Source organism: Roseburia sp. OM02-15, from assembly GCF_003481835.1.
Taxonomy (GTDB): domain Bacteria; phylum Bacillota; class Clostridia; order Lachnospirales; family Lachnospiraceae; genus Eubacterium_I; species Eubacterium_I ramulus_A.
The window spans coordinates 581-23205 of sequence record NZ_QULX01000010.1 but is presented as its reverse complement, the minus strand read 5'-3'; the positions used below and the strand labels follow the sequence as shown (position 1 = coordinate 23205).

The following is a 22625-nucleotide window of genomic DNA, read 5'->3' as shown; positions in this document are numbered from 1 at the left end:
GTAAATATGTTTTTATATGGAAAAATTGCAATCAAATTGCATCTATATATTTTCCTTACTGCAGCAAATTAACTGAGTGAATTTTACATCAACTGAGCAAATAACCGTAAGATCAACTGCCCCAGACGCAGGTGCGCACCGAGCCCGGCTTTGTATTTTTCAGTCACTTCACGGCATTGTGAAAATGTATGTTTGAAATCACGTTTTATCTCATCAACCGCTGGACAGTCCACCATAAAACAGCCATTTTCGAAATGATGATACAGACTGCGGTAATCCAGATTGATGGTACCACAGGTAGCCATACGATCATCGGCAATGCTCATTTTCGCATGACAGAATCCGGGCGTCCATTCAAAAATACGGACACCATTGGACACCAGTTGATGATAAAAAGAGCGGGTAACACTGTAAACCATCTTTTTATCCGGGATTCCGGGTGTGATAATGCGGACATCCACATCACGTTTTGCAGCCAGAGACAGAGCGTGTGACATTTCATCGGTAAGGATCAGATACGGCGTGATAAACCAGCAGTAATGCTCCGCTTTATTTGCCATACTGATATAGACTTCTTCTCCCACCTGCTCATCATCCAGAGGACTATCAGCATAAGGCTGGACATATCCGTGCTGAACCGATTTATATTGGTACTCTGTCAGATAAGGTTCAAAAGAACGATCGCTTGGCAGACTCTTTTTAATCGCATTCCACATTTCCAGAAAAGTGATGGTCAGAGATCTGACTGCATCTCCCTCCAGACGGATGCCGGTATCTTTCCATTCTCCATAAGGGTGAGAAAATCCAAAATATTCGTTTGCAAGATTATAACCGCCAGTAAATCCTACTTTTCCATCAATGACCGTAATTTTGCGATGATCACGGTTGTTCAGAAATAAATTGACACCCGGAACAAAGGGATTAAATACGCGGCAGGCAATGCCAAGAGCTTCCAGCTGTCTGGTAAAATCGTGATTCAGAAAACTGATGGAACCAATATCGTCATAGAATACCCGGACTTCTACACCTGCCTTTACCCGGTCTATCAGTACATCCTGGATTTTTTCCCATGCATCAGCATTTTCAATGGCATGGTATTCCATAAAAATGAATTTTTCTGCCTTTGCCAGATCGACAAGTTGTGCTTCCAGTCCCTGTACAGCTTCCGGGTAATAGGTAATATCCGTATTTTGATAAACAGGATAAGCGGCATTTCGATACAGATAGTCAGAAATACTTCCGGCCGGTGCATAATGTTTTTTCAGGCGATGTGAAATATCGTGATCTTGCGGCAGACACGGCAGCAAAATGGCATCGATTTCCTGATAACGTTTGCGCATATTGCGGGTACCTTTGTTTGTCTGAAACATCAGATACAGACAGACACCGAGTACCGGCATGATCAGAATTAATATGATCCATGGCATTTTCAGGGAAGATGTTTTATTTTTGCTGTAAATATATAAAATGAGGATCAGTACGAGAATTTTTGTTAAGGCATTGATCCATGGCATCTGTGTATTCAGACGTTTTACAATAGACAGAAAAAAGGCAATCTGAAGAAAAATTGCCAGAAGACAGAAAAAAAGACGCTTGATGCTGTTTTTTGTTTTACTTCGACTTTCCATTGTGTGATGATGTGTCTTTGCCATTGTGCTGTCATCCTTTCTATGGCGTAAATATCGTTTTGTATACAGTGTTTTGACACCAAAATTTTGATTACACGGATTGTTCCGTGCTTTGCACTCCCACAATCCTTTCCGCTATTCGCATATCGTGGGATAAAAATCCCACTTTTATGCTCATATCGGGGCGTGCCCCAAGGTCATTCATCCACCCTTGTGCAAGCACAGGTGGACTCAGACCTTTTGACACTGTAATCATAGATTATGATACCATAATTTTTCCACACAGCAAGAAAAAATCTGTTACAATAGGGAAAAAGTATTCTTAATATGACAAGAAGTAGATGAATATGCAAGAAGCAGATTGTATCAGACAAATAGGATAGAAAAAGCAATGTATAGATAAAAAATCAGAAAGGCAGCAGTTATGTATCGAATTTTTTGTGTGGAAGATGATGAGACCATCGGAAAAATGATAAAAAAGCATCTGGAAAAATGGGATTTTGAGGTGCATGTGGCAGAAGATCTCAGCCAGATCATGATAGAGTTTGCGGCATTTGATCCGCAGCTGGTACTGATGGACATCCGACTTCCTTTTTATAATGGCTATTATTGGTGCACGGAAATCCGCAAAGTGTCGAAAGTGCCGGTGATTTTTTTGTCCTCTGTGGCAGACAATATGAATATCGTCATGGCGATGAATATGGGAGGGGATGATTTTATCCCGAAGCCATTTGATCTGGAAGTGCTGACGGCGAAAATTCAGGCGTTACTGCGCAGAAGCTATGACTTTGCGGGAAGCAGCAGTATGTTAGAACATAAAGGTGCAGTATTGAAACTGCTGGATGCGAGTCTGATCTGGAACGGTCAACAGATCGAACTGACGAAAAATGAACTGAAGATTTTGCAGACGTTGATGGAACATAAGGAAAAAATTGTCAGTCGGGAAGAACTGATGGAAAAACTATGGGAAAGCGATGCTTATGTAGATGAAAATACATTGTCGGTAAACGTCAATCGTCTGCGGAAAAAGTTATCTTCGGTTGGACTGGATGACTTCATTCTGACCAAGAAAGGAATCGGGTATCGAATCGGATGAAAACCGGAAAAAGTTTTATCAAACGAAATATAGAGTGGTTGATTCTGGCAATTGTCATGCTTTGCATGCATGTACTTTATTTGTTTTTGATTGGACACCCTGAGGGGGATCTGATCTATGCGGGAATACTGGATTTGTGCATTATTGCGTTTGCGTTATGCATTGCGTATATTCGTTATGATCGGAAAGTGCGGTATCTGAAAGATATGTTGCAGCAGCCATTTTCCGGTGAAATGAAACTGCCGGAGACGGAGGATGTGACAGAGGAACTGCTGGGACAGCTTGTGGAAAATGCGAATATTGAGCGTCAACTGACGTTGAATACCGCAGCCAGACAGCAATCCGAGATGAAGGATTATTACGCGAAATGGGTGCATCAGATCAAGACGCCGATCGCGGGACTTCAGCTTTTATTGCAGATGGAGCGCAGTGAACTGGAAGAAGCAGAGTCAAAGGATGAGATTACAGAAGAACTTTATGTAAAGCAGCTTCAGAATCTGACGGATGTTGAGGAAGAACTGTTTCGTATCGAAGAATATGTGGGAATGGCATTGCAGTATCAGCGGATCAACAGCACCGCAAATGATTATATTTTAAAACAGATTTCACTAGATACAGTAATTCGCGAAGTGATTCACAAATATGCGAAAATCATGATCCGCCGCAAAATCCGGATGCATTATGAAAAAACAGAAGCAACGGTTATCTCTGATGAAAAGTGGCTTTCGTTTGTATTAGAGCAGTTATTGTCTAACGCTGTGAAATATACGCCGGAGGGTGAAATCTCCATTGAAGTGCAGGAAGAACCACAGCACATCTGGCTGGAAATCCGGGATACGGGCATTGGTATCCGCAGTGAAGATATTCCACGGGTGTTTGAAAAAGGTTATACCGGATTTAATGGACATGAGGACAAACGTTCCACAGGAATTGGACTGTATCTGTGCAGGGAAGTGTTGCAAAAACTGGGGCATACGATTCAGGTACAGTCCGAAGTAGGAGAAGGAACTATGGTAAGGGCTGGCTTTTCAAAGGATGCGATTGATTTTAGAGATTAGCCCCCTCAATTTTCTTTTAACAAATTATAGCAAGAATTCTCCTTCCTTTACAGGTGGGAGATGAATTGCAAAAATAAATATAAAAAGCAAAATAGAACACTTGTTCTGTATTCGAGTCGAACGCACGTGAGACTTGAATGTGTAGAGAAATCCTGCAACCTTACGAGGGCAGTTAGATAGTTCCGAGAGACGATTATGGAGGAAGATACATATGACACTGCAACAATTAAAATATGTGATTACCGTGGCAGAGACAGGAACCATCACGGAAGCCGCGAAAAAACTTTACATTTCACAGCCGAGTCTGACCAATGCCATCCATGATCTGGAAAAAGAAATGAACGTAGAAATTTTCCACAGGACAAATAAAGGCATTGATATTTCCAAGGAAGGAGAAGATTTCCTTGGCTATGCCAGACAGGTGTTGGAGCAGGCGGCGATTCTGGAAGACAAGTACAAAAATGGAAGCGGAGGAAAAAAGCAGTTTTGTGTGTCCACGCAGCATTATTCCTTTGCGGTCAATGCATTTGTCGATCTGATCCAGCAATACGGTCAGGAAGAGTATGATTTTAGTTTACGTGAAACGCAGACTTACGAGATCATTGAAGATGTGGCAAAAATGAAAAGCGAGATCGGCATTCTGTTTTTGAACGAATTTAATGAGAAAGTACTCCGAAAACTGATGAAAGCCAATGATCTGGAATTTCACCCACTGTTTACGGCGAGACCGCATGTGTTTATCAGCAGGAGACATCCGCTAGCAGATCATACGATCATTACGAACGAAGAACTGGAAGCGTATCCGTATCTTTCCTTTGAGCAGGGAGAACACAATTCTTTTTATTTTTCGGAAGAAATTTTTTCCACGACGGAGCGGAAGAAAAACATTCGTGTCCGTGACCGGGCGACGCTTTTTAATTTGCTGATCGGATTGAACGGATATACCGTCTGCAGTGGTGTGATCGACCGGAATCTGAATGGAGAAGATATTATTGCGGTTCCGCTTCAGGATGAAAGTGAGATGCAGATTGGATATTTGACGCATCGAAGGGGAATGCGCAGCAGACTTGGAGAAACCTACTTAGCGTTTTTAAAGGAATATCTGAAAGATTGAAAGAAGTTTCTGCATAGTAAATGGTACATGGGATAACATTAATGTTCTTTTTTCAAATTTGATAAAAATCTGTGTCAGCTTCCTGCAATATATCAGATGGGAGATGACTCCCACCTCTATAGGTGGTGAGAAACAAGCTAGTATCAGTGGTGGGAGCCAATCCCCCATCTGATATAGCCTCCGGCAGGATTACAGAGGTGCGCAGTTGAAGTATGTCATGCAATTGCATGACGCGCACCTCGCAACAAGAATGCCGGAGCATTCTTGAATATTAATAAAAAGGGGATCAATTTAGTGAATGCAGGTTCGCCATAGCTTAAAACTATAACAAACCTGCATTTTCATGTATTATACAAAACCGATCTTCAAACTTATAATAAAGACCATCAAGTGCAACGAAAATAAAAATCATGAGTTTGGAGGAAATAACGATGAGCAATGTACAGACACCGTTTCGATATGATTATGTGGGAAGTTTCCTGCGTCCGGAAAAATTAAAACAGGCGAGAAGACAGTTTGATGAGGGAAAAATCCCATATGCAGAGTTGAAAGTAGTAGAGGATGAAGCTATCACAGAACTGATCGGGAAGATCAAAGAGCTTGGCTATCATGTGATCACAGACGGAGAGTTCCGCCGTGCAACCTGGCATCTGGATTTTATGTGGGGATTTGACGGAATCGGACATGTACCGACCAAAACCGGTCTGCCATTCCACGGAGAGTCGGCGATGATCGATGATACCTACCTCACTGGAAAAGTTGGTTTATCCGGTGAACATCCATTTGTAGACCATTTCCGTTTTGTAAAACAGTTTGAGGATGAGAAGACAATTGCAAAACAGACCATTCCGTCTCCGGCACAGTTTTTGGCACAGTTTACCATGCCGTTTAACCGTGAGGAGACAGAGAAATATTATGATTCAGACGAAGAACTGGTAAATGATATCGTTGCAGGTTATGGCAAAGTGATCGATGATCTGTATGCAGCAGGCTGCCGCAATGTGCAGCTGGATGATTGTACCTGGGGGATGTTTGCAGATAAGACAGGTCATTTAATGTATGGCACGACACAGGAAGGATTGAAAGAAATCCAGAAAGTGTACAAAGACATCAATAACCGTGTCATTGCAAATGCACCGAAAGATCTTGTAATCAATACGCACGTATGCCGCGGCAATTTCCACTCCACCTATGCAAGCAGCGGCGCTTATGATCCGGTGGCAGAAATCCTTTTTGGTGAGGAAAATGCAAATGCCTATTATCTGGAGTTTGATGATGAGCGTTCCGGCGGTTTTGCACCGTTAGCAAAAGTATCCGGTGTGAAAAAAGTGGTTCTTGGACTGATTACTACAAAATCACCGAAACTTGAGTGCAAAGAAGAAGTTATTGACCGAATCTATGAGGCGGCAAAATACATTCCGCTGGAGAGATTGTATCTGAGTCCGCAGTGCGGATTTGCTTCCTGTGAGATTGGTAATAAACTGACAGAAGAAGAACAGTGGGCGAAATTGAAATTAGTAAAAGAGATCGCAGAAGAAGTCTGGGGCTAAGAAGAAAGTAAAAAAGTGATTTGATATATCAGATGGGAGCCAATCCCCCATCTGATATAGCCTCCGGCAGGATTACAGAGGTGCGCAGTTGAAGTATGTCATGCAATTGCATGACGCGCACCTCGCAACAAGAATGCCGGAGCATTCTTGAATTATAAGATGAAGAGAAAAGCTATCCATCCATAACTTGCGGTTATGGATGGATAGCTTTTCTGTATTTGTGAAGAAAGTGTGAACACCGTATAATAAAGCCATCGGACATAGGGGTTCGGCAATGAAGAAGGAGGATTTTTTCTATGAAAAAGAAAAAAGTAATGGCTGCATTGATCGCAGTGGCTGCCTGCCTTACTTTTACAGGTGTGGCAGCACCTTCTGCTCTGACAACAACGGCTCAGGCAGCAGGTTATACCGGACTGAAAAGAATTTCAGCAGGTAACTGGCAGTATTACAAAAATGGACAGAAAGTAACAAGTGGTACAGACGTAGTAAAAAACGAAAATGGCTGGTGGTATGTAAAGAACGGAAAAGTTGATTTTTCTGCAAATACAGTAGCAAAAAATCAGAATGGCTGGTGGCTGATCCGCAATGGTAAAGTAGACTTCACGGCAAACACCGTAGCAAAGAATCAGAACGGCTGGTGGCTGATCCGCAACGGTAAAGTAGACTTCTCTGCAAACACCGTAGCGAAAAACCAGAACGGCTGGTGGAAGATTATCAACGGAAAAGTAGATTTTGGTTACACCGGAATCGCGAAAAACGAAAACGGCTGGTGGAGAATCGAGAACGGAAAAGTAAACTTTGACTGCAACAGCGTAGAAAAAAATGAAAATGGCTGGTGGTATCTGGCAGGCGGAAAAGTAGACTTTGGCTATAACGGACTTGCAAGCAACAAAAACGGTCAGTGGATGATCGAAAACGGTAAAGTAACATTCCATTATAACGGTGCTTACATGGATGCAGAAGGCAAAGGATATGTCATTGAAAACAGCAAAGTCAATGATAACCTTGTAGCAGACATTGATTACCTGAATGCAAAACAGAATACCGCACAGTATTTTGATTATTCAGAGAAAATTGCCGCTCAGATGAACAACTATCCGGTAAATCCGGAAGCTGCAAACATTGATATCGCAGCAGCAGACGAGAATGGTGCTTCTGGCGTTGTACTGACAGCATCTAAAACATCCGAAGGTGATTACTATCTGAATGCATTAGTTGCCGGAGACAAGATCAATCTGACAGCAACAGGCGACAACAAAGTAGCATCTGCCGTAAGTGATAAAACAGGTGATCTTGAGGTGGTTGATGGAAACGTATCCTTTACACCGGCTGCTATCAAAGCAGATACTCCAGAAGATGAAGTTATCACAGTAACCATGGAAGATGGTAAAAAGTATCGTGTACATACTGTAAATGAGCTGCTTCCGGGAATGGACATTACAGGAACAGGTGTGAAAGCCTCTGATGCAGGTGTATACACATTTGCACTGGATCATTTCTTCCTTCGTGTAAATACAGATGGAGAATTAGTATATTATCGCTATATTCCGCAGTATGAAGTAACAGTAGATGATCGTAGCGGTGATGCTGAAAATATGGCAGAGAACTTTGCAGCGCAGGATGCTGTTGATGGAAGCCGTTACTATACTGCATTCATCGAGCTTGAGCCGACATTCAGAAATGCTATGGGTGGCTTCTCAAGTGGTTATTATCTTGTAATGGATGATAATTATGTAGATATTGATCAGGCTACTTTAAAAGCAAACAGTGACGAAAAACACTATCATGGTCAGGGATATCTGGATCAGCATGAGTTTGTCGTACTTGGAAAAAATCATTACATCAACCTCAGCTATACACCGGTACTGGCAGACAACCTTCCGGAGACTGTAAAAGGTCTTGACGGTGGAAATACTGCTTATGTATGGGTGGGAATCATTCAGGAAGTGAAAGACGGAAAAGTAATCAAAGAGATCAACACAGGTGATTATCCGTTATTATATGATTCTGCTGTAGAGTCTATCAATTATGATGAGAGTACATTGGATGGTGCATATGCATCTGTTGGTCAGAAAGATCATGCGGATCATAACTTTGCGGCAGGCGTAAAAGATTATGTTCATGTAAACAGTGTGGACTATACATTAGATGCAAACGGCAATACAGACAAGATTCTTGTTTCCATGCGTGATCAGAGTGCAGTTTACCAGTTTGATTTTGATACAGGCGCGATCGACTGGATTCTTGGTGGCAAGGCTTCTACTCTGAAAGGATATGAAGGATATACCACTGACCGTAAGGATGATAATGGTAAAGACTTTAAAGCTCTGACATTCGGACAGCATTTTGCACGTTACACAAACAAAAATGCGAAAGGTATGATCAGCGGAAATACACAGATCAGCGTATTTGATAATCAGACTGGTACAGCACCTTTTGTCAGCGTTGCATTAGGACCAAATGCTTATGCGACACGTACACGTACCATTGAAGTAAGTATTAATGAAACAAGCGGAACTGCTAAGGTTTACAATGCGATCAACGGTACAGATTTAACAAGCAAAAATGGTAAATATCATATTACCAGTCATTGTGGAAGCGTACAGTATGACAGTGATACATCTGTGACAATTGGCTGGGGATTACATGGTGCAATTGATAATATTCCAGCTGTAGCTGCCAGTACATTGAGAGATCCGCAGTTTTCCTCTATCGAGTTGAAACAGGGATGTCGTCCGGTATTTACAGATTACAACATGGCGGCAGGCACAATTTCCTTTGAGTTGACACCTGCCAGAAATAAGATGAACATGGCTAGTCCTGATGCACTGTTCTCTTACAGAACTTATAAGACAGCAGACTAATCGATCAGAGAGATCATGAATGCCGGAGCATTCTTGAACTTAGGATAAATACAATAGTCCCGGGGATTTAATTTCCCCGGGATTATTGCGTCTGAAAAGAAAACAGTGTAGACTTGTGTTTTAAAGGGAGGAAGTAGTTATGAGGTTGGAACAGATTACGTATTTTTTGCGTGTGGCAGAGCATGGAAATATTACTGCGGCTGCAAAATCACTCTATATTTCACAACCTGCTCTGAGTAAACAGATCACCCTTTTGGAACAGGAAATCGGTCTGCCGCTGTTTGAACGTCAGGCACGCGGGGTGGTGCTGACACAGGCTGGTATGCAGTTTCAGAAGGATTTGCAGAATATTTTAAAAGAATTGGAAAATGCCAAGAAAAATGCGGTACTGGCAGGTCGCGCACAGAAACCGTTGCTAAATATGGGCTGTTTTGATGGCGCATATGCAGATGATTTCCTTCCAACGGTTTATGAATATTTGAAGAATGCTGCGTCAAATCAGAAGCTGGTGATTCACAAATGCAATTTTCTGGAGGGACAGGAGTATCTTGAAAAAGGAAAAATTGATCTGTGGCTGACGTTGGAACCGTCCTGGCAGACCAGACCGGGATTTTTAATAAAGAAAATCGCATGGAGAAAAGGTGCTTTGATTTATTCTGAAAAATTGCAGGTTGGTCAAAAAGAGAAGCTTTCCTGGGAAGATTTTCAGGATGAGACATGCATTCTGGTGAAAAAAAGTCAGAGCCCGGGGATGTTTCAACATACGTTAGACACCATGGAATTGCTGCATCTGGATGAGGGGATTATTGAAGTCGTGGATAATATCGGAACGCAGATTAGTTATGTAAAACTTGGAAGAGGGTATTGTTTTCTTTCTGAAAATATCATACAGGGAAGTAAAGAATTGAATAGCATTCCGCTTCCGGGAGAGCGTGGGATTGACATTATTGCGGTTTGGTCTGAAAAAAATGAAGTGGTGACAAAGTTGATGGAAAATTATCATGCCTGACTTCGCGGATAAAAGTTTCACTTTTTACTTGTGTTCTGCACAAAGATATGAGAGAATAAGAGATAATTGTGTATTCATCTCTGTTTAAGCTGTTATGTCTGCTTCTACAGGTAGCGAAATGCAGCAGATTTTCTTATTTGAGTTGAAATTGCTTTAGCGAGATGAACACAGGTAAAAAAGTGAAGGAGATAGATAGATGGACGTAGACCTTGGGCAGTTAAGAGAGCCGTGCGCCTGCGGAAAAGCACATAATATTGACGTTGGGAAGATCAGCATCGAATCCGGAGCAGTCAGAGAACTGACAGACATTCTGGAAGCATTTCAGAATCCGGTATTTATATGTGACAGCAATACGAGGGCGGCGGCGGAACCGTTTTTAGAGGAAGAATTTAAAGATTATCCGGTCATTGAGCTGAATCCGAAAGGACTTCAGGCAGATAACCGTGGTGTGGACAAAGTGATGAAGCAGCTGGATTATTGTGACAGAGGCTTAAGCAGTGTGTCAGTAGATGTGCTGGTGGCAATCGGAGCAGGAACCATTCATGATCTGACCCGCTATGCGGCAACCGAGTATGATATTCCGTTTGTATCGGTGCCGACAGCAGCAAGTGTGGATGGATTTGCGGCAAATGTGGCAGCATTGACACTGGACGGATTAAAGAAAACCGTTGCAGGTGTTTCACCACGCTGGATTCTTGCGGATACTGATATTTTTGCAGCAGCACCGTCCAGACTGACGGCATCCGGAGTATCAGATTTTCTTGGAAAATATATTTCGATTCTGGACTGGAAGATCGCGCATCTGATCACAGACGAATATATCTGTGAGGAAGTATGTGATCTGCTGGAAAAAGCACTGAGGGATGTAAGCCGCGTACTGGATGATATCCGTTTCGGAGACAGAGAGGCGATCGAAAAACTGATGTATGCACTGATCCTGTCCGGACTGTGTATGCAGATGGTAGACAGCCCACGCCCGGTATCTGGAGCAGAACATATGGTATCCCATATGTGGGATCTGAATGTATTAAATGAAAATACAAAGGCGTTGCATGGTGAGCAGGTTGGAATTGGTCTGCTGATCATCACAGACTATTACAAACGTCTGGCACATGCGATCCGCCATAAAAGAGTAACGGTCAAATCAGAAACCGCCAAAGGACTTGAAATGAGTCTGTTGGAACATACATTTGGAAAAAAAGGACTGTTAGAAGGAATTCTGGCAGAAAATACACCGAATCCGTTAGAGGATATTGATTTAGAGCAGTTAGAAGAACAGCTTCCACAGATCGAAGATCTGATCGATGACCTTCCGGATGCGGATGATATGTATGCAAAACTGCATGATGCAGGATGCATGCATGAGGTTTCAGCACTTGGTATTGATAAAGATACCGTAGAGCTGACTTTGCAGAGCAGTCCATATGTCAGAAACCGTCTGACATTGCTGCGTCTGGCAAAATTATTAGAGTGGTAAAAAAACTGAAATAAAAAATCCACAGATATTATCTAAGAGGGGCGTCTTAGCCCGCGTGATCATATCTGTGGATTTTTTCATAACTTAAATCATAGCCACATAAGAAATTTTCCATAACCTAAATTTCTGACACAAAAGACTTCATCACTTACACAAATAATCCCAGATCTTGAAGGACAACTCATACAAAAACAGAAGATGACTGTCTGTGAGTGAAATCTCCAGCAGCTCTTCTATTTTTTTTACCCGATAAAAGAACGTACTGCGGTGAATATGCAGAAATTCCGCCGTTTTCGCTGCATTCCGATCGTGATCCAGATATGCCCGCAGCGTCTCAATAAAATCCGTATGATACGTTTTATCATAATCCTGAAGCTGAAAAATGTGATAGTGGATCCCCACTTCAAGTCCCTGATAATCACAGTTGGAAAACAGATATTCCGGCAGCGCATCCGTGCTGTAATACAGATACTGATCCGGTGTCTGCAAATCTGACAATTCCAGTGTATGAAGTGCCTGATTGTAAAAAATCCGGATTTTCAGTACATCAGCAAAAGGCTGGCTCAGACTGACTTTCAGTTGATTGCGCTGTGCAAACCGCTCCAATGGATCCGTTAGTTTTTCATTTAACTGCACCGGCGTATCCTGATTGATCAGCAGGATAATGTTATTTTTATAAACTACGGACATGGCATTTGGATAGACCTGCCGCAGTGCTGCCATCTGCCGTTTGTTAAACAGATCACTGTTATGCGGATGAGGGCAGTACAGGATCGCCAGACAGAAAAATTTTCCAAAGTGGCGGTTTAAGAGTTTCAGTCTGGCTTCAATGACATTGACATCGTTAAAACGTCCTTCTAAAAGTTCTGTCAGAAACGTTTCATATTGCAAACCGGTATTCTGCACAAAAAACTCATGTTTCTGCATTTCAATGGCACAGATATCAGAAAAAGCGGTGATCAGGCGCAGTTCGTGTTCGCTGGCATCCGCCTGATCCGGCAGACAAAGTGCCACATAACCGGTCATAACATGCTGGATGCGGATGGCACAGAAAATCCAGTTTGTATCCGGATGATCCTCTGTCTGAATAAAAAATGCCTGATTGTTCTGGTAGATCTGGTGCTCAATCTGCAGACGGCGCAGACTTTCTACTTCCTGAGAACTTAAAAACGTTCCTTCTTTATTTTTTTCCATACCAAAGGGCAGTTGATGCATCAGCGGAGAGATCGCGATCAGACTGTAGCTGGCATCCAGAACGGACATGGGGCGGTGCAGAAAGGATTCTGCACGGATAATCAGATCTTCCAGTCCGCGACCGCTGTAAAGCAGGTGGTAAAGGTCGTTGATCTCCTGCTGCAAGCGGAATTCAAAGTTCAGCCGGTGATTCAAAAAGGAAAACAATTCTGAAATATCCGGCATATGCGTCACAAAAAGGATAGAGCTTTCCATAAAAGCGGTATCTATATGCTTTGATGAATCCATATTTTTTGATGAAACTGTATCTTCTGATGAAACGCTGCAGATAGATTCATGATCTGAACAACCGCTGTCAGGCATTTCCATCATAATAACCGGAGACAGCATCGGATCTTTTTCCATCTGTGCAAACTGTGTCTGTAAAGCAGCATATCTGCACAGCATTTCGGGATTAGAAGCCACTTCTGGCGGACACAGATACAGCGTATTTTCATCAAGAATCGTATCAATCTGAAGCACATCTACACGACTGATAAAACGATTGGTATCATAGCCATTTTTTATGCTGCAGGAATATGTTTCCTGTAGTTTTTCAAGTAAAGTCTGTAAGGTGATCATAAGCATCTCCCTGTGTATGGATACCGATTTTTTTATTCGACATTTGTTGAAAATAAAGAAAACAGGATAGCAGATTTTCAACAGTTGTCGGAAGCTTTCCGGTGGTCTGCATGTTATAATTTTATCAGTGATTATAACGACAGTGTACCATAACAGTACCGTGCACGTCAAAAATATATCAGATGGGAGATGACTCCCACCTCTATAGGTGGTGAGAAACAAGCTAGTATCAGTGGTGGGAGCCAATCCCCCATCTGATATAGCCTCCGGCAGGATTACAGAGGTGCGCAGTTGAAGTATGTCATGCAATTGCATGACGTGCACCTCGCAACAAGAATGCCGGAGCATTCTTGAACAAAACATCAGGAATGTGTGACGTTCCTGAAAAATGAGAACAAAACAGAAAGAAAATCAGAACGACAACTGTTGAATGAAGAAGAACAGAAGGGAGAAAAACATGGCAGTCATTACGATTGACGGCACACGTTTGGAAGTGCCGGAGAATAAAAATGTATTGGAATGTGCGCTGGAAGCCGGAATTTATATTCCGCATCTCTGCCATCATCCGGATCTGCCGGAAAATGGTTCCTGCCGCATGTGTATTGTAGAAGTAGAAGGTCAGGAAGGCGTAACCACATCCTGTACCCTGCGTGCTCAGGATGGCATGGTCGTACATACCACAAGTGAGCGGATCAACAAACTCCGTACATTAGCACTGGAGCTGCTGCTTGCAGGACATCCGGAAGATTGCTCCACATGTCCGAAATACGGAAACTGTGAGCTTCAGACATTGATCCAGTACATCGGTGCAAACAACGCGCGTATGCGTACCCGTATCAAAGGTATCAAGATGGAAGAGGGCAACCCGCTGCTCATCCACGACATGAACCGTTGTGTACTGTGTGGCCGCTGTGTACGTGCCTGCAACAATCTGAGAGGTGTAGGTGTATTACAGTATAACAAAAAAGACCTTGAGACATATGTAGGAACCTTACATGGCAAATTACTGAAAGACGAAGACTGTCGTTTCTGTACTGCCTGTGCAGAAGTCTGTCCGACCGGTTCCATCCGTGATAAATTACAGCTTCTGACAACCAACCTGAAAAAAGAAGAGGCACTGGTTCCGTGCCGTACCGCCTGTCCGGCGCATACTGATATCCCGCGTTACATCCGTTTTGTAAAAGAGGGCGATTATGATGCAGCCGTAGCGGTCATCCGTGAAAAAGTACCGTTCCCGAACGCACTGGGACATGTCTGCAGCCATGCATGTGAGCTGGAGTGCAAACGAAAAGAAGTCAGCGAGGCAATGTCCATCCGCGACATCAAACGTTATGCGGCAGAGCATGACACTGGCCGTTACTGGAAAGGCAAAGGAAAACAGCTTCCGGATACCGGCAAGAAAGTATGTGTTGTCGGTGGAGGCCCTGCAGGTCTGACCGCAGCATATTACCTGAGAAAACAGGGACACGCCGTTACCGTAAAAGAGGCACTTCCGACCGTTGGCGGTATGATGTCCTACGGAATCCCGTCCTACCGACTCCCGCGTGAGATCGTTGCACAGGAAGCAAAAGTGATCGAGGATCAGGGCGTAGTCATCGAGACAAATACAAAAGTGGAAAAACCGGTTGAATTACGGAAAGAGTACGATGCAGTCTTAATGACCATCGGTGCACACAAAGGTGTCCGTCTTCCGATGGAAGGCAGCGAACTTCCGGGTGTTCTGTTAAATATTGATTTCCTGCGTAATGCAAGTCTTGGTCAGGAGACCGGAATGGGCAAACGCATCATCGTTCTCGGTGGTGGTAACGTAGCTTTCGACTGTGCGAGAACTGCAAAACGTCTGGGCGCAGAGGAAATTCATTTGGCCTGTCTGGAAGCAAGAGAAGTTATGACTGCAGACGATGAAGAAATCGAGCAGGCAAAAGAAGAAGGCATCTTCGTACATCCGGCACAGACTTTTGAGCGTATCACAGGAACTGACGCTGTTACAGGTGTTGACTTTATGAACGTAAAATCCTTCACCTTCGATGAGAACCGCAGAGCCATCATCGAGAAAGAGGAAGGCAGCGAGCATCACATTGATGCAGACACTGTTATTTTTGCAACAGGTCAGCGTCCGGATCTGACAGAAGAAGCAGGTCTGACCTTAGGCAGAGCAAACAGCATTGTAGTAAAAGAAAATTCCCTTGCAACCGAGACCGAAGGCGTATTTGCAGCAGGCGACGTTGTATACGGAACAAAATCCGTCATCCTTGCCATTGCATCCGGCCGTGATGCAGCGGTTGAAATTGATAAATATCTGGGTGGCGATGGAGACATCAGCGAGACACTTGCTCCCAAGCAGCATGCAGATCCGAAGATCGGTAAAGTAGAAGGCTTTGGTTACTTTGGACGTACCAAGACTCAGGTAACTTCGGCAGCAGAGAGACAGGACAACTTCAATGAAGTAGACCACGGTATCTGCGACGCGGATATCTGCGGCGAGGCAAGCCGCTGCCTGCAGTGTGACTTAAGACTTCAGATCCATCCGTCCAGACTGTGGACCGAGTATTCTAATCAGAAGGAGGCGTAAGACAGATGAGTGCTTTAGAAAATGCAAAAAACATGAGTGTTGAAGATATTCTGGCAAAAACTGCTGCTTCCGGATTGATCGAATTCGGTGTAGAGCGCAGAGCAGTGGCAGAAAAATGGAATCAGGTAAATGCAGAACGTGAATTTCAGACAAATCCGATTCGCGTGGTTGCAGGTTTAAATAATGCGGATATCGCAGAGGCTCAGCTGGAAGTACTGAAAGCTGACCCGAAAAAAGTAATGGAAGGTATGGCGATTGCAGCGCTGGCAGTCAATGCAGAGAAAATGTATCTGTACATTCCGGCAAAAGAAGCTGAGTATGCAAAAGAGCTGGAAGCACAGGCTGCTGAGTACGGCATCCAGATCCAGACCGGAATCATCAACCGCAGAGCAAGCCGCGGCGGTGCATTCCACCATATTTTGACCATGGCTGCACTGGCAGATATTTTTACAGACAGCTATGAGCCGTGCACTTACATGGCAGTCTGCAAAGACGGAAAAATGGGTGAGCTTCAGAAAGTATCTTTTGGTACAAAAGTAGCAGATCTGGTAGGAGACGCAGATGTGAAAGCCATCGCCATCGGTACAAAACTGTACGACGCATCCGCTATGGATCTGGTGATCGAAGCAGATACCCAGATCGGAAACGGTGTGATCACTGTTTACGGTTCCAAATGCTGTATGATCCATGAGACAGAGGAAGTATTGCTGGCAGAGCGCAAGCAGAGCTGTGGAAAATGTACGTTCTGCCGTGAAGGTCTGATCCAGCTTCATACCATGGTAAAAGAAATTACCGAAGGACAGGGCAAAAAAGAGTTTACCGATATGATGACAGAGATCGGAGAGGCAATGACATTCTCCACTCCGTGTACCATGGGACAGACCGCATCCGATTTCGCGATGGGTTCCCTGAACTATTTTGCAAATGAGTACGAAGATCATATCAAGAAGAAAAAATGTGCAAACAACGTATGTTCCGCATTTATGAGCATTTACATCGATCCGGACCTCTGCGAGGGCTGCGAGGAATGTGCGGATGTCTGTCCGGCTGACGCCATTGAGGGCAAGAACGGATACATTCACATGATCGATGAATTCGAATGTACCAAGTGTGGAAAATGTATTTCTGCATGTGAGAATGATGCCATCATTCAGACAACCGGTCGTCTGCCGAAGCTGCCGACCCGTCTGACAAAATGCGGTAAATTCAAAAAACGTCACTAAAATTAATTTTTATAAAAACAGGAGGTATTTCATTATGAAAACAATGGAAGCAGATGTAATTGTAGTAGCAGCAGGTCCTGCAGGTCTTGCAGCAGCAATCACAGCAGGTGAGAACGACCTGAAAGCAATCGTATTTGAGAAATCCAACACAACAGGTGGAGCAGCAAACATGGGTATGGGACCGCTTGGAATCGGTACAAAATACCAGAAAAAAGCATTCTGCGACATCACAGTAGACGAAGCTCTGAACAAACATATGGAGTATACACATTACCGTGTAGACAGCGACCTGGTTCAGACATACTTCAACAAATCCGCTGATACCATCGAGTGGCTGGAAGACATGGGTGTTGAGTTTGCAGGTGCATTCCGTTACTTCAGAGAGTCTGAGGCAACATGGCATATCGTAAAACCGGAGAACGGTGTCATCGGACCACGTGCAGCAGGACCGATGGTTCGTGCCATGACAGAGAAAGCAAAAGAGCTTGGCGCAGAAATCTACCTTGAGACACCGGCAACCGGACTGATCATGGAAGACGGAAAATGCGTTGGTGTAAAAGCGGTTGACAAAGACGGCGAAGAGATCGAAGCACGCGGTAAAGCAGTTGTAGTTGCAACCGGTGGATTCGGTACAAACAAAGAGATGATCAAAGATAACTTTGGTTACAACCTCTGGGAGGACTACTTCCCATTCAACGTTCCGGGTACAACCGGTGACGGTCTGAACATGATGTGGGATGCAGGCGCACAGAAATTCGGTGCAAACATCGAGATGATCTATCAGTTAAAAGACAACATGAACTGGTTCCTGTTAGACGCAGTTCTTCGTCAGCCAAACCTTCTGATCAACCAGAATGGTGACCGTTTCATGAACGAGGGTATGATGGGTAACACAACTTACACAGGAAACGCACTTGCACTTCAGCCGGGACATTACGGATACTGCATCATGGATGGCAAAATCCTGAAAAACTACAAGAAAAACGGTCCGGATATCTTCGATATCGTTCATCCGGAAGATGCATTCCTGGCAGTTGACGCTGAGTTCGACCGTGCAGAGGAAGAAGGATATGACGGATTCATCCGCGCAGATTCCATCGAAGAACTGGCTGAGAAACTTGGCATTGATGCAGACAAACTGGAGGAGACTCTGGATGACTACAATGATATGTGTGATGAGGGATACGATTCTCAGTTCCACAAAAAGCATGAGTATTTGCATCCAATCACAGGTAAGGGTGGCTACCTGGTAGGTAAATACTACATTGCTGCTTATGGAACAGTCGGCGGTGTCAGAATCAACAAATACGGCGAAGTTATGGATGCAAATCTGAAACCAATTCCGGGACTTTACAGTGCTGGATCTGATGCAAACACAATCTATGGTGACAGCTATAACTTTACACTGTGCGGAAACACCATGGGATTTGCTATTAACTCCGGACGTATGGCTGGTGAGGCAATCGCAGATTACATTGACGACAACTTTTAAGAGTTTCTGAGGACGTACGTTTCGAGCAGATGTTGAAATCATGTACGCAGACACGGACTATTTTCTAGGTATCCTGCATCGCTTATTTCCGTCCCCTTCCGCGAATTCGCTTGCAATGAAATATAGTGTTAATTAAATAACAATAAAAGCAGAAGAAAAACTGGATAAAATTGATATAGGGATAGGAAAATATAGGAAAAGCAACCTGAATTTACTTTTTGAGGTAAACTTCAGGTTGTTTTTTTCTTGAAACAAACCATAAAAGTGATAAAAATTTAACAAAAAGGTATTGTGTTTTGTATACAAACCTGTTATTCTATGGTCGTAAAAAATGATTAACAATAGCTAACCAGAAAGTGAGGACGATCATGAAGGAATTTGAGCAGTGGGATGGTTTTGAAGGACGTTTGTGGAAAGAAGAAGTAAATGTCCGCGATTTTATCCAGAATAACTATACTCAGTATGAGGGAGACGAGGAGTTCCTGGCAGGACCGACAGAGGCAACCAACCGTCTGTGGGGCAAACTTCAGGAGTTACAGAAAGCAGAGCGTGCAAAAAACGGCGTTCTGGACATGGAGACAGAAGTTGTTACTTCCCTGACAGCTTATGGTCCGGGTTACATCGATGAGGAATTAAAAGATCTGGAGCAGGTTGTTGGTCTCCAGACAGATAAACCGCTGAAACGTGCATTTATGCCGTACGGTGGAATTAAGATGGCCGAGGAATCCTGCAGAATGTACGGATATGAGCCAAGCGAAAAAATTCATGAGATTTTTACAAAATACCACAAAACTCACAATCAGGCAGTATTTGATATTTATACACCGGAGATGAAAGTCGCAAGACATAACAAAATTTTAACAGGTCTTCCGGATACTTATGGACGTGGACGTATCGTTGGTGATTACCGTCGAGTAGCTCTGTACGGTATCGACAAACTGATCGAGTTCAAACAGAAAGATTTTGAAGCAACCAACCGTCAGGGTATGCGTCGTGGTGACTTCCAGTTAAGAGAAGAGATCGCAGATCAGATCCGTGCATTAAAAGGCATGAAAGAGATGGCTGCAATCTATGGCTATGATATTTCACAGCCGGCTAAAAATGCAAAAGAGGCAGTTCAGTGGGTATATTTCGGATACCTTGCAGCTGTTAAAACACAGAATGGTGCAGCTATGAGTGTTGGACGTGTTTCTACTTTCCTTGATATCTATATTGAGAGAGATCTGAAAAACGGTGTTCTGACAGAGGAGCAGGCACAGGAACTGATCGACCATATGACAATGAAATTCCGTATGGTAAAATTTGCAAGAATTGAGTCTTACAACCAGCTGTTCTCCGGCGATCCGGTTTGGGCAACACTGGAAGTAGCAGGTATCGGCATGGACGGTCGTCACCAGGTTACAAAAACAGACTACCGTTTCCTGCACACACTTGAGAACATGGGACCGGCTCCGGAGCCAAACCTTACGGTATTATATTCGTCTCATTTACCGGAGAACTTCAAGAAATATGCAGCTCATATTTCCGTAGAGACAAGTTCCATCCAGTACGAGAATGATGATGTAATGCGTCCGGTATGGGGCGATGATTACTCCATCTGCTGCTGTGTATCCGCAACAGAGACAGGTAAAGAGATCCAGTTCTTCGGTGCTCGTGCAAACCTTGCAAAATGCTTGCTTTATGCGATCAACGGTGGTGTGGATGAGAGAACTCATGATCAGGTTGCTCCGGAATATGCACCGATCACATCCGAGTACCTTGATTATGACGAGGTAATGAAGAAATATGATGTTATGATGGACTGGCTGGCTCACCTCTATGTAGGTACCCTGAACATGATCCATTACATGCATGATAAATATTATTATGAAGCAGCTGAGATGGCGTTGATCGATACTGATGTACGTCGTACATTCGCAACAGGTATCGCAGGATTCTCACATGTCGTAGACTCCTTAAGCGCCATCAAATATGCAAAAGTAAAAACAATCCGTGACGAGAGCGGAATCGTAGTTGACTTCGAGACAACCGGTGACTTCCCGAAATACGGAAACGATGATGAGAGAGCAGACGAGATCGCTGTATGGTTACTGCGCACATTCATGAGCAAACTGAAATACTGCCATACTTACCGTGATTCTGAGCCGACAACTTCTATCCTGACCATTACATCCAACGTTGTATATGGTAAAGCAACCGGTTCTCTTCCGGATGGAAGAAAAGCAGGTGCTCCGCTTTCACCTGGAGCAAACCCATCTTACGGTGCAGAGCAGAACGGATTATTAGCATCCCTGAACTCTGTTGCAAAACTTCCATATGAAGAAGCACTGGATGGTATCTCCAATACACAGACCATCAACCCGGGTGCTCTGGGACATGATGAGGCTGAGCGTGTAGATAATCTGGTAAATGTTCTGGACGGATACTTCGATCAGGGTGCACATCACCTGAACGTAAACGTATTCGGCGTAGAGAAACTGATCGATGCTATGGAGCATCCGGAGAAAGAAGAGTACGCAAACTTCACCATCCGTGTATCAGGATACGCTGTTAAATTCATCGATCTGACAAGAGAGCAGCAGATGGATGTAATCTCACGTACTTGCCACGATCATATGTAAAACACCAGTGGACAAAAGTATGTTTCCTGCGTTATGCTTGCATAAAAGCAGGAAACATACTTTGGAACACGCCCAACCATGAGGATAAAAGCAGGATGAAATCCTGCGATATCCGAATGGTGGGAAGAATTGCGGGAATGCGAAGCATGGAGTAATTCGTATGGTGTTTTTTATAACAGGAGGAAAATATGGAAAAAATCACAGGCTACGTTCACTCCCTGGAAAGCTTCGGCTCCGTGGACGGACCGGGAGTGCGTTATGTGATTTTCCTTTCCGGCTGTGCCATGCGCTGCCAGTTCTGTCATAACCCGGACACCTGGGAAATGAAGAGCGGGCAGCCGTACACAGCAGATCAGCTTTTGGAAAAAGCCTGTCGATACCGCACTTACTGGAAACAGAAGGGCGGTATTACTGTCAGTGGCGGAGAACCGCTGCTTCAGATTGATTTTGTGACAGAACTGTTCCGCAAGGCCCAGGAAAAGGGAATTCACACCACATTAGATACCAGTGCAAATCCGTTTACCACAAAAGAACCTTTCTATTCCAAATGGAAAGAACTGATGCAGTATACTGATCTGATCCTGCTGGATATCAAGCATATTGATCCGGAAGGTCATCTGGAACTGACCGGTCAGCCAAACGACAATATCCTTGCCATGGCGCGGGAGTTGTCCGATATGGGAAAACCGGTGTGGATCCGTCATGTCCTTGTGCCGGAACGAAACGACAAAGATGAGTATTTGTATCGTCTGGCAGATTTTATCCATACACTGAAAAACGTGGAGCGGGTGGAAGTGCTTCCGTATCATACCTTAGGTGTATTTAAATGGGAAAATCTGGGGATTCCGTATCCGTTGGAAGGTATTAAACCGCCGACCAAAGAACGCGTGGAAAATGCAGAGAGGGTTCTTGGAGCAGGTGCATTTGCAAAGAAATAAATATGGATGATTGGTATTTCTTCTTCCTTATATAGCGGAAGAAGCATTGTAAAGAAAAAGCGTGCGTAATGCATGCTTTTTTTGATAAAAAATTTAATTTTTTTGAACCTTTTTAACAAATTATAGCAAGAATTCTCCTTCCTCTACAGGTGGGAGATGAATTGCAAA

Annotated in this window: 14 protein-coding genes; 12 read left to right on the top strand and 2 right to left on the bottom strand. The window is 43.7% G+C overall.

Going from position 1 to position 22625, the window contains the following annotated elements; genetic code table 11:
• Positions 1 to 83: 83 nt before the first annotated feature.
• On the bottom strand, positions 84 to 1652 hold the full coding sequence (cls, locus tag DXB15_RS10545; RefSeq protein WP_109216632.1) for a cardiolipin synthase: 1569 nt from the start codon (positions 1650 to 1652) through the stop codon (positions 84 to 86).
• 400 nt (positions 1653 to 2052) lie between these two features.
• Between cls and DXB15_RS10540 the strand changes: the two genes are divergently transcribed.
• From DXB15_RS10540 to DXB15_RS10505, 7 genes are all read left to right on the top strand, one after another.
• Positions 2053 to 2724, top strand: coding sequence for a response regulator transcription factor (locus tag DXB15_RS10540; protein WP_118702930.1), 672 nt, complete (start codon positions 2053 to 2055; stop codon positions 2722 to 2724).
• A complete protein-coding gene (locus tag DXB15_RS10535; protein WP_118702929.1) occupies positions 2721 to 3782 on the top strand; it encodes a sensor histidine kinase in 1062 nt (353 codons plus the stop codon). The genes DXB15_RS10540 and DXB15_RS10535 overlap by 4 nt, the downstream gene beginning before the upstream one ends.
• A gap of 211 nt (positions 3783 to 3993) precedes the next feature.
• A complete protein-coding gene (locus tag DXB15_RS10530) occupies positions 3994 to 4896 on the top strand; it encodes a LysR family transcriptional regulator (RefSeq protein WP_109216635.1) in 903 nt (300 codons plus the stop codon).
• 431 nt (positions 4897 to 5327) lie between these two features.
• The gene (locus tag DXB15_RS10520; RefSeq protein ID WP_109216678.1) at positions 5328 to 6446 is read left to right on the top strand and encodes a 5-methyltetrahydropteroyltriglutamate--homocysteine S-methyltransferase; all 1119 of its coding nucleotides are present in this window, start codon (positions 5328 to 5330) and stop codon (positions 6444 to 6446) included.
• Positions 6447 to 6742: 296 nt separating this feature from the next.
• Positions 6743 to 9310, top strand: a complete 2568-nt coding sequence (locus tag DXB15_RS10515) for an aryl-sulfate sulfotransferase (RefSeq protein WP_118702927.1) — start codon at positions 6743 to 6745, stop codon at positions 9308 to 9310.
• Positions 9311 to 9449: 139 nt separating this feature from the next.
• Positions 9450 to 10319: a LysR family transcriptional regulator gene (locus tag DXB15_RS10510; RefSeq protein ID WP_118702926.1), complete on the top strand. Its 870-nt coding sequence runs from the start codon at positions 9450 to 9452 to the stop codon at positions 10317 to 10319.
• A 196-nt stretch (positions 10320 to 10515) separates the two neighbouring features.
• Positions 10516 to 11796: a sn-glycerol-1-phosphate dehydrogenase gene (locus DXB15_RS10505; RefSeq protein WP_109214889.1), complete on the top strand. Its 1281-nt coding sequence runs from the start codon at positions 10516 to 10518 to the stop codon at positions 11794 to 11796.
• 144 nt (positions 11797 to 11940) lie between these two features.
• On the opposite strand, the gene DXB15_RS10500 is transcribed toward DXB15_RS10505, so the two are convergent.
• Positions 11941 to 13611, bottom strand: a complete 1671-nt coding sequence (locus DXB15_RS10500) for a PucR family transcriptional regulator (protein ID WP_158582250.1) — start codon at positions 13609 to 13611, stop codon at positions 11941 to 11943.
• Between the two features lie 457 nt (positions 13612 to 14068).
• On the opposite strand from DXB15_RS10500, the gene DXB15_RS10495 reads away from it, so the two are divergent.
• The 5 genes from DXB15_RS10495 to pflA all read left to right on the top strand — a co-directional run bounded on the left by DXB15_RS10495 (position 14069) and on the right by pflA (position 22457).
• Positions 14069 to 16183, top strand: coding sequence for an FAD-dependent oxidoreductase (locus DXB15_RS10495; protein WP_118702924.1), 2115 nt, complete (start codon positions 14069 to 14071; stop codon positions 16181 to 16183).
• Positions 16184 to 16188: 5 nt separating this feature from the next.
• Positions 16189 to 17406 (top strand): NADH-ubiquinone oxidoreductase-F iron-sulfur binding region domain-containing protein, encoded by a 1218-nt coding sequence (locus DXB15_RS10490; RefSeq protein WP_118702923.1) that lies wholly within the window; start codon positions 16189 to 16191, stop codon positions 17404 to 17406.
• A 34-nt stretch (positions 17407 to 17440) separates the two neighbouring features.
• Entirely contained in the window at positions 17441 to 18898 is a 1458-nt protein-coding gene (locus DXB15_RS10485; protein ID WP_109214893.1) for an FAD-dependent oxidoreductase, read from the top strand.
• A gap of 368 nt (positions 18899 to 19266) precedes the next feature.
• Positions 19267 to 21519, top strand: coding sequence for a formate C-acetyltransferase (pflB, locus tag DXB15_RS10480; RefSeq protein ID WP_109214894.1), 2253 nt, complete (start codon positions 19267 to 19269; stop codon positions 21517 to 21519).
• 188 nt (positions 21520 to 21707) lie between these two features.
• The gene (gene pflA / locus DXB15_RS10475; protein ID WP_109214895.1) at positions 21708 to 22457 is read left to right on the top strand and encodes a pyruvate formate-lyase-activating protein; all 750 of its coding nucleotides are present in this window, start codon (positions 21708 to 21710) and stop codon (positions 22455 to 22457) included.
• The last annotated feature ends 168 nt before the right edge of the window (positions 22458 to 22625 follow it).

Bases quoted from the DNA above. Each gene is read 5' to 3' on its own strand.
- cls (WP_109216632.1), bottom strand. From the start codon at position 1,652: ATGGCAAAGACACATCATCACACAATGGAAAGTCGAAGTAAAACAAAA.
- DXB15_RS10540 (WP_118702930.1), top strand. From the start codon at position 2,053: ATGTATCGAATTTTTTGTGTGGAAGATGATGAGACCATCGGAAAAATG.
- DXB15_RS10535 (WP_118702929.1), top strand. From the start codon at position 2,721: ATGAAAACCGGAAAAAGTTTTATCAAACGAAATATAGAGTGGTTGATT.
- DXB15_RS10530 (WP_109216635.1), top strand. From the start codon at position 3,994: ATGACACTGCAACAATTAAAATATGTGATTACCGTGGCAGAGACAGGA.
- DXB15_RS10520 (WP_109216678.1), top strand. From the start codon at position 5,328: ATGAGCAATGTACAGACACCGTTTCGATATGATTATGTGGGAAGTTTC.
- DXB15_RS10515 (WP_118702927.1), top strand. From the start codon at position 6,743: ATGAAAAAGAAAAAAGTAATGGCTGCATTGATCGCAGTGGCTGCCTGC.
- DXB15_RS10510 (WP_118702926.1), top strand. From the start codon at position 9,450: ATGAGGTTGGAACAGATTACGTATTTTTTGCGTGTGGCAGAGCATGGA.
- DXB15_RS10505 (WP_109214889.1), top strand. From the start codon at position 10,516: ATGGACGTAGACCTTGGGCAGTTAAGAGAGCCGTGCGCCTGCGGAAAA.
- DXB15_RS10500 (WP_158582250.1), bottom strand. From the start codon at position 13,611: ATGATCACCTTACAGACTTTACTTGAAAAACTACAGGAAACATATTCC.
- DXB15_RS10495 (WP_118702924.1), top strand. From the start codon at position 14,069: ATGGCAGTCATTACGATTGACGGCACACGTTTGGAAGTGCCGGAGAAT.
- DXB15_RS10490 (WP_118702923.1), top strand. From the start codon at position 16,189: ATGAGTGCTTTAGAAAATGCAAAAAACATGAGTGTTGAAGATATTCTG.
- DXB15_RS10485 (WP_109214893.1), top strand. From the start codon at position 17,441: ATGAAAACAATGGAAGCAGATGTAATTGTAGTAGCAGCAGGTCCTGCA.
- pflB (WP_109214894.1), top strand. From the start codon at position 19,267: ATGAAGGAATTTGAGCAGTGGGATGGTTTTGAAGGACGTTTGTGGAAA.
- pflA (WP_109214895.1), top strand. From the start codon at position 21,708: ATGGAAAAAATCACAGGCTACGTTCACTCCCTGGAAAGCTTCGGCTCC.